The 14,670-nt window shown below is 50.5% G+C and carries 12 protein-coding genes and 1 tRNA gene; 9 read left to right on the top strand and 4 right to left on the bottom strand.

All coding sequences use genetic code 11. The annotated features are described in order from the left end of the window. Positions 1 to 7: 7 nt before the first annotated feature. Both JXQ85_RS13825 and JXQ85_RS13820 read right to left on the bottom strand, forming a co-directional pair. Positions 8 to 727, bottom strand: coding sequence for a hypothetical protein (locus JXQ85_RS13825; protein ID WP_421749525.1), 720 nt, complete (start codon positions 725 to 727; stop codon positions 8 to 10). Positions 728 to 1,021: 294 nt separating this feature from the next. Continuing rightward, the gene (locus tag JXQ85_RS13820; protein ID WP_421749524.1) at positions 1,022 to 2,953 is read right to left on the bottom strand and encodes an ATP-binding cassette domain-containing protein; all 1,932 of its coding nucleotides are present in this window, start codon (positions 2,951 to 2,953) and stop codon (positions 1,022 to 1,024) included. Positions 2,954 to 3,130: 177 nt separating this feature from the next. On the opposite strand from JXQ85_RS13820, the gene JXQ85_RS13815 reads away from it, so the two are divergent. The 3 genes from JXQ85_RS13815 to JXQ85_RS13805 all read left to right on the top strand — a co-directional run bounded on the left by JXQ85_RS13815 (position 3,131) and on the right by JXQ85_RS13805 (position 6,409). Beyond that, positions 3,131 to 4,825, top strand: a complete 1,695-nt coding sequence (locus JXQ85_RS13815; RefSeq protein WP_421749523.1) for a DUF3131 domain-containing protein — start codon at positions 3,131 to 3,133, stop codon at positions 4,823 to 4,825. Beyond that, positions 4,822 to 6,156, top strand: a complete 1,335-nt coding sequence (locus JXQ85_RS13810; protein WP_421749522.1) for a hypothetical protein — start codon at positions 4,822 to 4,824, stop codon at positions 6,154 to 6,156. Before JXQ85_RS13815 ends, JXQ85_RS13810 begins: the two co-directional genes overlap by 4 nt. A gap of 166 nt (positions 6,157 to 6,322) precedes the next feature. Beyond that, a tRNA-Leu gene (locus tag JXQ85_RS13805) sits at positions 6,323 to 6,409 on the top strand. Between the two features lie 136 nt (positions 6,410 to 6,545). On the opposite strand, the gene JXQ85_RS13800 is transcribed toward JXQ85_RS13805, so the two are convergent. Continuing rightward, positions 6,546 to 7,067: a winged helix DNA-binding protein gene (locus JXQ85_RS13800; RefSeq protein WP_421749521.1), complete on the bottom strand. Its 522-nt coding sequence runs from the start codon at positions 7,065 to 7,067 to the stop codon at positions 6,546 to 6,548. A 223-nt stretch (positions 7,068 to 7,290) separates the two neighbouring features. Between JXQ85_RS13800 and JXQ85_RS13795 the strand changes: the two genes are divergently transcribed. The 6 genes from JXQ85_RS13795 to JXQ85_RS13770 are packed head-to-tail and all read left to right on the top strand — an operon-like array spanning position 7,291 to position 12,722. After that, entirely contained in the window at positions 7,291 to 8,262 is a 972-nt protein-coding gene (locus tag JXQ85_RS13795) for a TRAP transporter substrate-binding protein (protein ID WP_421749520.1), read from the top strand. 53 nt (positions 8,263 to 8,315) lie between these two features. Then, positions 8,316 to 8,864, top strand: coding sequence for a TRAP transporter small permease (locus tag JXQ85_RS13790; RefSeq protein WP_421749519.1), 549 nt, complete (start codon positions 8,316 to 8,318; stop codon positions 8,862 to 8,864). Between the two features lie 9 nt (positions 8,865 to 8,873). Continuing rightward, complete coding sequence (locus tag JXQ85_RS13785) at positions 8,874 to 10,169, top strand: TRAP transporter large permease (RefSeq protein ID WP_421749518.1); 1,296 nt, start codon at positions 8,874 to 8,876, stop codon at positions 10,167 to 10,169. Then, positions 10,169 to 10,927: a 5-oxoprolinase subunit B family protein gene (locus JXQ85_RS13780; protein ID WP_421749517.1), complete on the top strand. Its 759-nt coding sequence runs from the start codon at positions 10,169 to 10,171 to the stop codon at positions 10,925 to 10,927. The genes JXQ85_RS13785 and JXQ85_RS13780 overlap by 1 nt, the downstream gene beginning before the upstream one ends. Before the next feature lie 35 nt (positions 10,928 to 10,962). Beyond that, complete coding sequence (locus tag JXQ85_RS13775) at positions 10,963 to 11,949, top strand: biotin-dependent carboxyltransferase family protein (protein ID WP_421749516.1); 987 nt, start codon at positions 10,963 to 10,965, stop codon at positions 11,947 to 11,949. A 14-nt stretch (positions 11,950 to 11,963) separates the two neighbouring features. Further along, entirely contained in the window at positions 11,964 to 12,722 is a 759-nt protein-coding gene (locus JXQ85_RS13770) for a LamB/YcsF family protein (protein WP_421749515.1), read from the top strand. 91 nt (positions 12,723 to 12,813) lie between these two features. Here JXQ85_RS13770 and metG read toward each other — a convergent pair whose 3' ends face one another. Then, on the bottom strand, positions 12,814 to 14,529 hold the full coding sequence (gene metG, locus JXQ85_RS13765; protein WP_421749514.1) for a methionine--tRNA ligase: 1,716 nt from the start codon (positions 14,527 to 14,529) through the stop codon (positions 12,814 to 12,816). Between the last annotated feature and the right edge of the window lie 141 nt (positions 14,530 to 14,670).

Genomic DNA, 14,670 nt, shown 5'->3' with positions numbered 1-14,670 from the left:
GCCGAGTTCAATAACCTGCTCTGCCGCTGGCTGAGTAGAAGGAAGCACCTTTTTGGGATTTGATTGCGAATTCTACTTGTGGCTTTGTCGCTGGTATTTGATGTCGAATGTATCGATCATTGACCTCGTTTCTTCTGAGTAGTTGCAGTTTGTTGGACGCCAAGACTTCCGTTGATAATCGAGCTTTGCCCAGCTCACTTGCTTTGAAATCCGTCCACAATCTTGCATCCCTCACTGTCAGCGCCTGAGGGCTTCTGATCCATAGAAGATATGAGACCAATTGGTCTAATCCTGTTGTGGCTGCTCGCAGCAGCACCTCTGCATCACTCTCTATTACGATGAAGCTGTGGTCCGAAGAGAGATAGGCTACTTCACTTTCTGAAAGAGGACGGTTTAGGAGGTCAGGGATGTCGATTGCGTAATTTCTAACTTGTATTGATACTCTTGAATTCGGCCTGCGTGCCGCAATGATCCAAGGTTTTGCATTTGCATCCAAACTCAAAACCAATCCATTGGATCGGGCAATACAATTGCGCAACGGACGCATACAATCCACACGCCACACTTCTTTGCGCTTCGCATTGTGAATGCGATAGAAAATTGCAGGTCCATCCACCGAAATGTCGTATTCAATTCGTACCGTTTCGGTGCGATTTGAACCCTCGGAATTTGTAAACGCACTTGATGAGAATAATAATGACCAGGCCATAATTAGTAAAAGACGCATCGCTAAGCTCCCAACTCATTCTTTCAATATCGTTGGCAGCTGTGTCATCAAGCTATTCAGAATTGGGCCAGAATTAGAATTTTGTGTAGGATCAACATCAATTTATCCGAAGAACGGCAGAAATTAATGCACCTCAAAACTTGCCTTGAAGCCAGCTGAAACCCAGCACGCCTCGAGTAAATTCAAAATGATTAACTAAGTTTGTTTGACCAAATGTGCCAATGAATCCCGCAACCGGATCGCACAAGTTATTGGGCATTATACTAGATCAATGCTAGTCGCAAAATTATTGATTTATAACCGGCTGGGCGTTTGCCGCCTTGGATCGTAGGTCCGCAATTTGCAGATGATTTGACGCCCAAGCTCTTCGGACCTGAAATCAACATTACTCGATTCAATTAGAACATTTGCGAGAGGGTTGCGGCCCGAATTCTCGATTTCAGAATCTGCAATTTTCTGTGCTGCCTGAATGTGCCCAGATGACGTTGACGGAGACCCGTCTTGCAGTTTTAGGATGCAATGGCCTTTGAAGTTTTTAAAGAAAAATTCAATTTGATTGCCTTGTTCCTCGATGGCCTCACGGCAGGAAAATGCTAAAAGTTCTGTGGCCACACGACATGCCTTTTGTCGGTTGTGTTCATCCCCATTCCGCCGGAAGTGAGATCTGATCCATTCTTCCAAAGCTGCTTCGGTCTTTAACTCGCGAGTGCCAATAAATCGATGCCAGCCGCTATCCAGTCGTGCACGTACTTCATTTGTGGGACCAAAATCAGCAATGGCGCCACCTTGGAGGACGATAAGTCGATCGCATTTATCCAAAATTGTTCGATTGTCAGAACATATTAGAACGCATCGACCTAGACGTGCTTCAGTATCAAGCCGATTGCAAAAGGCTGAAATTTGCGCAGACTGTAGCGACGCTTCCGGGCGGTCAAATAGATAGACTTGTGGACCAATCGCAAACGCGCGTGAAATTGCGAGGGATTTCTGGTGCATCGATGGCAGTCTACGCGCATCCGAAATTTTGCAGATATTTTCGACCAACTCTCTTGAAAAAACCATCTGCTCAAGAAAAAACCGACCACGCTCAGTGACGTCATCGCCTTGAAAACAATTAAGATTATGTGATCCGGATGCCGCCATGATAATTGGATATTCAGGTAAGAATACCAAGGGAACACTTTGTGCACCTGAAGATCGCAGCCACAGGTTTTGTCCATTTAATTGGATTGCGCCGGAAACACTAGCATGTTCGATCGAAAAAGGATCTGAAATCGCCTGCATCAGCAGTGACTTTCCGGATCCGCTTTCGCCGATGAGGCCCACGATTTCCCCAGGCTCAATAGAAAGGTTTAATTGGGATATCAAAGCGTGATCTTCTGAGGACACGACGTCTAAGTTTTCAATCTGCAAGCCGGCGACTGGGTCGATCCCAGAATGGTCCAGCGTCGTATTGCTTACATTCTGATTTGGCTTTTTGAGTTTCTGGGAGAAATACTCTTCGATGAACATCAGGCAGTTATCAACGTTCCAAGCAGAAATGAGTGTTAACGCTACGACGATCCCTGGCATCAATATCTCTTCAGAAACAAGGTAGGTGCCAACCGCTCCACCTGCGCCGATTGCCAGCCAAAAGCTTGCTTTTCTGACCCCTTTTGACAGCGCATGGCTATACTGGTTGTTTGCCGCATGATGGGCGCCTGTCGCGTCGCGGCCGGCCATTAGTGAAATAGCTTCCAGCGGGTCAAATACCCAAGGCGCTTCTTGCGTTTCACGTTTTGATAATTGCCAAATCGTGATGGACCCAATCAAAATCACCAACGGTGATATCAGACCTGCAAGCGGGTGTATAAAGAACACAATCAGAGCAATTGGAAAGCAAAGCATCGCGTTGATTTTGATGGCCTGTAGCTCTCTTAATCGGCGGAAGCCCGACAAGGCTTTTATTTGCGCAAATTCAAGAAGGGTGATTGCAAGAGCAAGCAATCCTACGAGCCCAAGTAGGATAAATGACATCCTGCTTTCGCCAGTTTCGATGACTAAGCGATGCAAAAGCACGCTTAACAAAACAATTCCGATGACACAGCAGGTAATGGCAAGTGTAAATGCACCACTGATTGCGATGACCCAACCTGGTATGGTTCGATCCCTCATTGCGAGCTGTGCCTGTGGCTCATTCGTTGGAGAGGCAGGTGCGGCGAGATTGAAGTTCTCAGTGTTTGCCATGTTCTGCTCCTAATGTTTTCGGTCTTACGTTTAGAGCCGAGTAGTGAAAATTTAATTGACCAACTCGAGAAATTTTAAACGACAAAGAATTTTCGAAATTTCTAATCGATGTTGGATTTTTGTTAACGATGATGTGGCTATCGTTGTTGCGAACGACAAATTGGGTTGTGAAAATCGATGGCGAAAGAAATTGGCTCTGCTTCAGAAAAACGCTCTTTGAGTGGTCGGGTCGTTTGGCTTTGCTTGGCGGTTACAGCAACCATTTGCGCGTCCTGGTTTGCTGCCTCTTCAGCAAAATCTCGATACCTTAGCTTTCAGAATGAAATCGATCCGATCATTGCGGGTGGCCATTTAGATGAGTTGCCTGCCGTTATGCGGGGGGGAATACCAAGCGTCACCACAAGCGTTTTTTATGAAGAAAAGCGAAATGTTAAGCCGCCCCGTATGTGTGAAATGCCCGTGGACTACTTTGAGAAGTTGGATCTCGGGGCCGAGTTGGCGTACGGCTATACCGACCGCAATGAATACGTCCGAAAATTTCGACCACGGCGCGGGTTTCTGAATGATCGAGAAATGAGGGCCGCGAAGGTTGCCTGGCATTACTTTGAAAAATTCACGCAGGAGACCACGGGATTAGCAAATTCGGTCGGGAATTACCCTTCAACGACGCTGTGGGATACCGCTTCTTATATTGCGGGTGCGGTTGCCGCGTATGAATTATGCATTATCGAAAAGCCCGAATTTGATCGACGCATCACATTGTTGCTGACAACAATTAAGGGTCTTGAGTTGTTCCGCAATGAAATGCCGAACAAAGTGTATCACACGAAAAGTGGTCTTAAAGTCGACTATACCAACAAGGCCGGAGAAATCGGGTTTTCCGCGTTGGATATTGGCCGGTTTATGGTCTGGATGAGAATCCTGAAGAATAGATATCCACACCTTGGAAACACCATCGATAGCGTTCTGCTTAAGTGGGATTTTGCAAATGCAGTTTCCGAAGAAGGGCTATTATTCGGTGCTTATGTCGATAAGGAAACGGGTGAAACGGTCTATGCTCAAGAAGGGCGGCTAGGATACGAAGAATACGCTGCCAAGGGATTTGCACTTTGGGGGTTTCGACCGATCATGGCGCATCGTGCAGAGCCTTTTCTGACCGCATCCATATTCGGAATTCAAGTGCCCTATGACGGGCGCGACCCGCGCATATTCCACAGTCAGAACTACGTTGTAACTGAGTCTTATTTGCAAGACGGATTAGAACTTGGGTTTGACATGCCCCATGATGATAGCTCTGAAAGCTGGGTGCATTCTGATGGCTGGCGAGCTGAATTTGCAGATCGGATTTACATGGTGCAAGAGAACCGCTGGCGCCGAACAGGCTTCATGACAGCGCGTTCAGAACACAACGTCAAAGGCCCACCTTATTTCACATATGACACGATTTTTTCAGATGGCTACCCATGGAACACCGTAACACCGCGCGGGGATTACACGCCTGACCACGCGGCCGTTGCAGCAAAGGCAGCATTGGGGCTCTGGGCGCTATGGGACACCGAATATACCGACGTTCTGTATGAAGCGATGATCGAACTATATGACCCTGAAAATGGGATGTACGAGGGGCTCTATGAACGTGGGCAAGGGCGCGTTGAGATTTATACCGCCAATAACAACGGCATTATCCTCACGTCGCTTCTTCATAAAGTACAGGGCAAAATTCTAACGCCTTATACCGGTGAAACAGAAGTTTGGTACACGGCGTTTCGTGATCAAGATGTCAGAGAACGCCGAAAATATCCCGATCCCATTCAACGTGACGATTGGCTACCAGCCCTCCGCCACTCCATTCAGAAGGAGTTTGACTATTGATACATAGCAGTATTTTGCGCGCGCTGGCAGGAGCAGTGCTGGCCATTGGTTTTTGCCAGGCAGGGAGTGCACAAACAACGGATCCAAACGCGCCAGAGAATTCTTTTTCGCTAGATGCAGCGATTCTGGACACATCGATCCCATTTGCGGTCGGAGCCCATGAAGCCCGGCAGGAACTGCGAGGAGCCTTTGGATGGCCAACCTTTCAGGAAGGGCTTGTGGAAGGCGTTTATTTTCGTTTTGACCCAGATGGATACGCAAGGTTTGCGGCAACGCCCAGGTTAGATACCGATATTTTTGAAGTGATCTGCCGACCGCGCACTCATATGTGTATGGCGCGTAAAGGGCCTATGAGCGTCACTTTGAATAGCAAAAATCAAATTCAACTCGAGATCGAAAACACAACGGAAACAGACGCATTTTCCATTATTGATGGAGTTTCGCAGTTAAACTTACCAAGCGATATCTTGCTCCCTTTAGATTCTCGAATGGAAATTTTGCTTTCAGAAGGTGGGGATCTGCTTGTTACTCGGGCGCAAAAAGAAGTTGATCGCATATCGTTAACTGGCTTTGCCGCAGTAACTGCTTATCTGCGTTGGGTCAGCGCGCAGCAAGATTACATAGTTCTACCAAGAGATTGGCCAATACCAAATGCGTCGCCTAGTGCACCCTCGGCGTTATTGACACAAGCTGCGAGTTGGCAATCCCCGATGGCTCAACCTACGACTTTTGGTTCCGCTGATCGGGATCCCGAAGTTGCGGAGGTGCGGGGTGAATTGAATGTCCTTCGAGAGATGATTTTTGATCAACCAAAGACTACCGAGATGTCTGTCTCTTCTCATGAGAATCAAACCACGTCTTTGGATGAACTTCAGCTGGCGCTTCAAATGCTCGGCGATGAAGTCGCGAAACTTCGAAGTGAGGGCGTTGCTACGGATCGAACTCGTGTCAGTAAAGGGCAGGATATGCCCGAGAGTACCCAGCCTGGCCCGCCACCGGTTGCTACGCAAGAGAGCCATGACTTTGCTAGTTTTCAAGCCGGGGAAATGCATGAAACGTTATTGCATTTGAACTATTTGATTTCAGTAATGAAGATGGAACCGGCTGAGGCCATTCGTGTGCTTTTCCCTGAAGTTCTGGCCCATGAATGTATCGGAAAGCTGCCTGTGGAAGCAGAGGTAAATCAGTATGGAACCAACGCATCGGTTGAAAACAGTCAATTCAATCAAGACCCAATGAGATCATCAGATCCAGCGGTCTCGGTTCCAGTTCCTGATGGTGAATATCAATTGCTTTCGAACTATTTCCGATCGGTGTTTGAAGCGCGTTAAATGTGAAATGGGCACACCACTAAATTGTGTTCTGCATGGGGTGGTTTGCTTATTTTGAAATCTTAACAGGTCGATTTGCTATTCTCTATCGAATGCGCTTCTAAAGACTTTACACTGACTACTGCGCCGCTATGTTGCGCCACGGTCGATGATTTGGATTTGACTGGCCCTCGTGGTGGAATGGTAGACACAGGAGACTTAAAATCTCTAGGCCGTATAGGCCGTGCCGGTTCGAGTCCGGCCGAGGGTACCACCGACAATTTGGCTTTGCTTCATTAGATCAAAGTTGACTTTTCCCGATACAATCTTGATGCAAGACCTCGACCCCACAAAGTGAATGGGGGCGCAGTCCAGATTTTCGTGTCGATCCTAAGCCTGACGAGAATTGCCTATAGTGAAGCTGCGGCGCGGCTTGCTTGATCATATTGGCCGGATAGTGCCCGAAGTTTCCGTGCAATTTCGCGAAAATCATCTCCGGTTTCACCGTCCATACCGAGGCCTTCCAGTAAGCATTGTTTTCGAACATCGCGATAAGCATCGCAAATCGCTTTGCCACGTTCCGTCGTGCTGTAGAAAACTTCTTTGCCTTGTTTGTCCGACGTAACCAATTCAGCCTTCAACAATTTGCGAAGAGCGTAGTTCACCGTATGCGTATCTTCGATGTTCATCAAAAAGCATATGTCTGAAAGGCGCTTCTCTCGGTCTCGGTGGTTCACATTGTGTAAGATAAGCACTTCGAGCGAGGACATGTCCGGTTGCCCTGCAGCAGCCATGCATCGAGAAACCCAACGAGTGAAAGCGTTTGAAACGATCATCAGTCCAAATTCAAATTCAGACAATTCCCAGCCTTCACCCTCAGCAAGATGGCGCGAAGATACAATTCTACGGGTGTCTTTTCCGTTTTCTGACATTGCTGTACCTCCAAATACCTTTGTGAATCGTTCGCTTTTTTCTCACATTTTGCTACTGACTTAAACTTTTTTCAACGCTGTTACACTGCCTGGAAACGTGTGAATTGTGAAACGTTATTAAATTTCACTGGGTTAGATTGAATTTAATAAAGTCAGCATAACGTTGACAAATTGTCAACGTTATGTCTGTAATGTGCGAAGTGACATTTCAGGGAGATAAAAAATGTTCATTACTCGAGTGCTCAGCGGTGCTGCAATTGCCGCGGCGAGCTTTTCAACAAGCCTTCTAGCCGATACGTGGGACATGCCTACGCCTTATCCAGATGCAACTTTCCACACCGTAAATATTCACGACTTTGCCAAAGACGTGGCTGAAGCCACTGGTGGCGAACTCGAAATCAAGGTGCACTCTGCAGGGTCCCTCTTCAAACACCCAGAAATCAGCAAAGCAGTGCGCAGCGGCCAGGTTCCAGCTGGAGAGTTTTTCATGGGTCTCTTGACCAATGACAACGCAGCTTTTGGTGTTGACGCACTGCCATTTCTGGCGACGAGCTACGAAGAAGCCGAGCGTCTGTGGGCTGCACAAAAAGACATCGTTACTGAATTGCTGGACCAGCAGGGGCTGATGCCACTTTATGCTGTGCCTTGGCCACCACAGGGTCTTTATACGACAAAGGAAATCGCATCTGTTGATGACCTCGCAGGTCTGAAGTTCCGCACGTATAATGCGACTTTGGAAGAGTTTGCGAACCTTGCAGGTGCTGCACCTACTCAGGTTGAAGTTCCAGATATTCCACAAGCCTTCAGCACGGGTCGTGTTGAAGCGATGATCACATCCCCTTCAACAGGCGCGAACTCCAAAGCATGGGACTTCTTGACCCACTACACCGACATCCAAGCTTGGATTCCAAAGAACGTGGTCGTAGTGAACAAACGGTCATTCCGTCGTTTGGATGAGGCAACTCAAACAGCGGTCCTAGAGGCTGCAGCAGCTGCTGAAGCGCGTGGCTGGGAAATGAGTAAAGCAGAAACCGATGCGAAGGTTGCTGTGCTTAAAGAAAATGGCATCACCATTGTTGAGCCGTCTGACGCGTTGATGGCGGGTCTGCGCGATATCGGTGCTCAGATGCTTGAGAACTGGAAAGAAAAATCTGGTGAAAACGGCGCAGCTCTGCTGCAAGCCTATCAACAATAAAACCAACGATGAAAGCGGCAAGTCCGCTTTCATCCACCATGGGGAGGACAATCGTGCGTCGCGGTTTGGACAACATCTATCAGGCGGCCGGTGTGCTGGCAGCCTTTTTCATTCTGGCCATTGTTGCGCTTGTCGCAGCACAGGTCATGTTAAACCTTGCAGATAAGGTTTCTGCCGGAATTTGGGGGAAGGGACTGGGTCTAACCATCCCGTCTTACGCAGACTTTACTGGCTTTTTCCTGGCAGCTTCGAGTTTCCTAGCATTGGCCTATACGCTCAGAGCTGGCGGGCATATTCGGGTTACGCTGCTGACAGGGCGGCTTCCGGCGGGCGTTAAAACCGGTGTTGAAATTGCCGTTGTTCTGATCGCGCTGAGCATGACTGCCTATGCCACCTGGTATGCCGGATTTCTTGTCTATGAATCGCTTGAATTCGGAGATCGCAGTTCTGGCATGGTGTCTGTGCCTTTGTGGATCCCGCAGCTGCCGGTGGTAACCGGTCTAGCGATCCTGACCCTTGCCTTAACCGATGAGCTAATCGGTCTTCTTCAGGGGCGTCCTGCCTCTTGGGAAGGCAAAGGCGAAAACCTACTGAGCGAATAGGAAACCATCATGTCTATCGCTGTTCTATCTATCATTCTCCTTGTCCTGCTCTTTGTCTTTTTAGGCTCTGGGCTTTGGGTTGCCTTTTCATTGCTTGGCGTCGGCATGGCCGCGATGGCGCTGTTTTCTGATGCTCCTCTAGGGTTGGTTATGGCCACTACGATGTGGGGCCATAGCAACTCTTGGGCCCTGGCGGCGTTACCCTTGTTCATTTGGATGGGCGAAATCCTCTTCCGTTCGCGACTATCCGAGGACATGTTCACCGGCCTTGCGCCATGGATGAACCGCCTGCCAGGGCAGCTTTTGCATGTGAATGTGTTCGCCTGCGGAATTTTTGCTGCCGTTTCTGGATCATCCGCCGCCACTGCGGCGACCATCGGTAAGTTGTCGATTCCAGAGCTGTCAAAGCGTGGTTACCCAGAAAAATTAGTGATTGGGACCTTGGCGGGGTCCGCGACCTTGGGTCTTTTGATCCCACCTTCAATCATTCTGATCGTTTATGGGGTTGCGACCGAGCAATCTATCGCAAGGTTGTTTGTCGCCGGAGTTCTGCCGGGCGTTTTATTGGTATCGCTTTTTGTGGGCTATGTGGTGATTTGGGCCTGGCTTAACCGCGCCTCATTGCCAACCGAAGATATCAGCGCAACCTTCCGTGAAAAGCTGCGTCGTTCGCGTCGTCTTGTCCCGGTTGTTCTGCTGATCTTGGGTGTGATCGGATCCATCTATACGGGCATTGCATCCCCAACAGATGCGGCCGCTGTGGGTGTGATCTTGGCGCTGATTTTGTCCTGGAGCTCAGGCACGTTGACGCGCCGCAGCTTTATGGATGGCTTGATGGGCGCAACAATCACCTCTTGTATGATTGCCTTCATCCTAGCGGGGGCATCCTTCTTGACCGTTGCCATGGGCTTCACAGGTATTCCTCGCGTCTTGGCGGAATGGATTGGCTCATTGGGCCTGTCGACCTTCACGCTTTTGGCAGCTTTGACCATTTTCTTTGTGATTATGGGCTGCTTCTTGGATGGGATTTCGGTTGTGGTTCTGACAGCATCGGTCATCATGCCAATGGTTCTACAGGCGGGCATTGACCCATTGTGGTTCGGTATTTTCTTGGTCATTGTGGTCGAGATGTCCCAGATTACACCGCCTGTCGGCTTTAACCTTTTCGTGCTGCAATCTTTGACCGGACGCGACATTTTAACGGTCGCACGTGCGGCATTGCCGTTCTTTTTCCTGATGATCGTCGCGCTGATTGCCATTTCGATCTTTCCACAGATCGTCACATACCTGCCGGAGCAGATGTGATGCTAGATCAGACGAACACCGGTGTGTACCCAATGATACGCGCCGGTGGATTTAACGGCATGCTTGTGAGTTTCGATGAGAAGCTCAGCGAAGCAGGTAACCGGGCAGCCATCGCATTCAGTTCTGCGGTCGCTGCTGAAAACTGGGATGGCGTCGAAGATGTGTCTTCATCGCTTGTGTCAGTCTGTATTCGGTTTGACCCATTGTATCTGCCGCATGACCTGCTGCGATCAAAGCTGCAGAAACTTTTAAAATCAGCTGATTGGGATCAAGCAGGATTGCCGGAAGGGCGTCGGTTCTGGCGCATTCCAACCGTATTTGGCACGGAGTTGGCACCTCAATTGGGTGAGGCCGCAGATGCGGCAGGCCTAAGTGAAGCAGAGGCGATTGCGTCGATATCGGAAACGCGTGTGCGGGTGCAAACGATTGGATTTGCCCCTGGCCAACCCTACTTGGGTGAGCTGCCCGAAGCATGGGATATTCCGCGTCAAAGCGAGCTGACCGGGCAAATCCCAGCAGGTGCATTGGCAGTCGCTATTCGCCAGATGGTCTTGTTCTCAGCTTCCACCCCAACAGGGTGGCGGCACATCGGGCAAACGGCTTTGAAGCTGTTCCAACCACATTCTGAAACACCTTTTGCATTGCGTGCGGGGGATGAAGCGATTTTTACACCGGTTTCGGTTGATACGTTGCGGGCGTTTCAAAACGATACACTCTGCAATCCGCTTGGCGGGGCGACTTTTGAGGTCATCCAATGACTGCAACACTGACAATTCATCGTGCAGGACCTTGCATGACAGTGCAGGATCTTGGCCGCACCGGACAAATCTCAGCGGGTCTGTCTCGCGGTGGTGCCGCCGATCGAAAGGCGCTTACTGAGGGTGCTGCTTTGCTTGGTCAGGGTTCTGATCTCGCGGTGATTGAAATGATGGGCCTTGGTGGCGAGGTGTCCGTCGATCAGGATACGCGGATTGCGTTGACGGGTGCGCCTATGCGGGTACAAATCGATGGCACCGTGCTGAAATGGAACGCAAGCCATTTGCTGCCAGCAGGGGCGCGGCTGACCATTGGGGCCGCCTTAGAAGGCACCTACGGGTATTTGCATGTCGGCGGTGGAGTTGCAGGCGTCTCATGCCTTGGCGCTATATCGGCGCATCTGTCAGCAGGCATTGGTAAACCATTGGCCGCTGGGGATGCTTTGGAGCTGAATGCGGATTTCGCAGGACTGACAGGCAACTACCTTGAAACTGATGATCGGTTCTTAGGCGGTCCCGTGCGCATTGTACGGAGTTTTCAGACGGGGCTGTTTGCGGACAGCGAGGTGGCGCGCTTTCAAGCAACACCTCTGAAACGCGATGCTCGGGCCAATCGCATGGGCGTAAAATTAAATCCTGTCGGGCAAGGGTTCCAGGTCGAAAATGGTAAAAACCTCGTCTCTGAAAGCGTGATGACCGGAGACATTCAGATCACAGGCGATGGCACGCCTTTTGTTCTGATGTCTGAGTGTCAGACCATCGGGGGCTATCCCCGGATCGCGACAGTTTTACCATGCGATTTACCACGGGTGGCGCAGGCGCCGGCGGGGGCGGAACTGCAATTTCGCTTTATTGAAATTGAAGAAGCCGTTGCCATTGAACGTCAGGAAGCTGCAGCAATAGATGCGCTATCACGCATGATTAAACCGCTGATCCGCGATCCACATACCATGACAGACTTGCTGTCTTACAACATGATCAGCGGCATGATCGCTGGTGATGAATTTGATGAAATTCCCGGTTAATAGGGGAAGGGAATATGAGCAAAACACTCGATCTAAATGCCGATATGGGCGAAAGCTTTGGATCTTGGACCAAAGGTGATGATGCGGCGCTGCTGGATGTGGTCAGCTCGGCCAATGTGGCATGCGGATTTCATGCTGGCGATTGGGACGTGATGGCAGATACCATGGCGAAAGCGCTCGCTAATGGTGTGGGCATTGGTGCACATCCGGGGTTCCCAGACCTTCATGGCTTTGGACGTCAGCGGATGTCTTTTTCTCACGCATCTTTGGCGCGGCTGGTTCAGTATCAGCTGGGTGCGGCGCAGGCGATGGTGAAAGCTGCGGGTGGTAGGCTGCGGCATCTGAAACTGCATGGGGCATTGGCCAATATGTGTTCTGAAGATGAGGCCATGGCGCGAGCATGTTACGAGGCAGCTTTAGCTGTGGAACCCGACTTGATCATCATGGTTTTAGCAGGCACGGCGCAACAGCGCGCGGCTGAGGCGCTTGGGTGCAAAATGGCCTGCGAGATCTTTGCAGATCGCGCTTATAACGATGATGCGACCCTGGTGGATCGCAGTCTGCCGGGCGCTGTCATTCATGATGCGGATTATGCAGCGACGCGGATTGCAGATATGGTTGAAGCTGGCGCAATCATTGCGGAATCTGGTCATAAAATTCCGACACAGATCGATACGATCTGCCTGCATGGGGATACCGCAGGTGCCATCAACATCGCAAAATCTGTGCGGGCAGAGTTGGAGCGCCGAGGCGTGCGCATTCAGCCCCTCTAACGGCTAAGGCCTTCAGAAAAAACAAAAAAGCCCGGCGTATTGGCTTCGATATGAAGTGAAACGCCGGGCTTTGTTGTATTGTGTGCGGGTTTTACGCGTCGCGGGTGCCCGCGAAACGCTCTTGCCACTCATCACGTTCATCATCTGTGACTTTGCGGAAGGTCACTTCTGGAACGGTAAAGACATGGCCCACCTTTAGGGCAGCCAACGATGCAGCAACATCATCTGGCCATGCGGTGTCTTCAGCATTCATTGACGCCAGCAAGGACGCTGAAGCATCTGGAATAAAAGGTGCAGACAAAACCGCGTAGAACGGGATCAGGTTCAACGCGAGGCGGATTTGAACAGCTGCCTGTGCAGGGTCTGTTTTGAACGACGACCAAGGCGCAACGGTCTGCAGGTATTCATTGCCCGCAACCCAGATCGCGCGCAGTTCTTGCGCTGACTTTCGCACTTCCATATCCGCCATATGCTTTTCGTAGGCACGTACGCGGGTGGTCAGCTCTTCGATCAGCTTCAGTTCGTCTGGACCGTATTCAGCGCCTTCTGGCACCGCTTCTGAGAATTTCGAGCGGCAGAATTTAGTAACGCGAGAGACAAAGTTGCCCAGTACGTCGGCAAGGTCTTTGTTGACGGAACCTTGGAATTGCTCCCACGTGAACTCGCTGTCGGAGCTTTCTGGCGCATGGCTTAGCAACCACCAACGCCAGTAATCAGCAGGCAGGATTTCCAGCGCCTTATCCATAAAGATGCCACGGCCGCGAGAAGTTGAGAACTGTCCGCCATCATAGTTCAAGTAGTTGAAAGACTTGATGTAATCGACCAGCTTCCACGGCTCCCCTGAGCCAAAAATGGTGACCGGGAAGGACAGAGTGTGGAACGGCACGTTATCCTTGCCCATGAACTGGGTATAGGTCACATCATCCGCGCCTTTGTCTGTGCGCCACCAGCGCTCCCAATCTTCGCCTTTGCCAGCGTCGACCCATTCCTGGGAAGCGGCGATATATTCGATTGGCGCGTCAAACCACACATAGAAGACTTTGCCCTCCATGCCCGGCCAAGGTGCGTCGCCCTTCATCACAGGCACGCCCCAATCCAGATCGCGGGTGATGCCGCGGTCTTGTAGGCCGTCACCATCGTTCAGCCACTTCTTAGCAATCGAAGTGGTCAGAATAGGCCAGTCATGTTTGCTATCGATCCACTCGGCTAGCTTTTCGCGCATCTCAGACTGGCGCAAGTGTAGGTGCTTAGTCTCACGCGCTTCCAGCTCGGTGGAGCCGGAAATGGTGGAATAAGGGTTGATCAGATCGGTTGGATCAAGCTGCTTGGTGCAGTTGTCGCATTGATCGCCACGCGCGCTTTCAAAACCGCAGTTAGGGCAGGTACCCTCGATATAGCGATCCGGAAGAAACCGCCCATCCGCATGGGAATACATCTGGGTTTCACTGACTTCACGGATCAAACCCGCATCTGCCAAACGCCCTGCAAAGTGCTGGGTCAGCTTGTGGTTTTGCGCTGAAGAACTGCGGCCAAAGTGGTCAAAAGACAGACGAAAACCTTCGGCGATCTTGGCCTGAACTTCGTGCATTTCAGCGCAGTATTCGTCGATGGGCTGACCGGCCTTCGCGGCTGCCAATTCTGCTGGTGTGCCGTGTTCATCAGTTGCGCAGAGGAACATCACTTCGTTGCCACGGGCACGCTGATAGCGCGCAAAAAGGTCCGCAGGCAGCTGGCTACCTACAAGGTTGCCCAAGTGCTTGATGCCGTTGATATACGGAATGGCCGAAGTGATAAGATGGCGCGCCATGTGTAAGAATACCTTTTCTCGTCGTTATGCCTTCCCTAGACCAAAGTTTCTTACAGTTCCAGTGGCTGAGGCCGACGTATCGCCTTTGATTTGCTCACAAAGCCGGTAATTCTGATCATTCCTAGTCGGGAGCTGCAATAG

It is taken from the genome of Cognatishimia sp. (assembly GCF_049116455.1).
Lineage (GTDB): Bacteria > Pseudomonadota > Alphaproteobacteria > Rhodobacterales > Rhodobacteraceae > Cognatishimia.
Note: the sequence above shows the minus strand (reverse complement) of the source record. Positions and strands in the feature narration are given on the sequence as shown.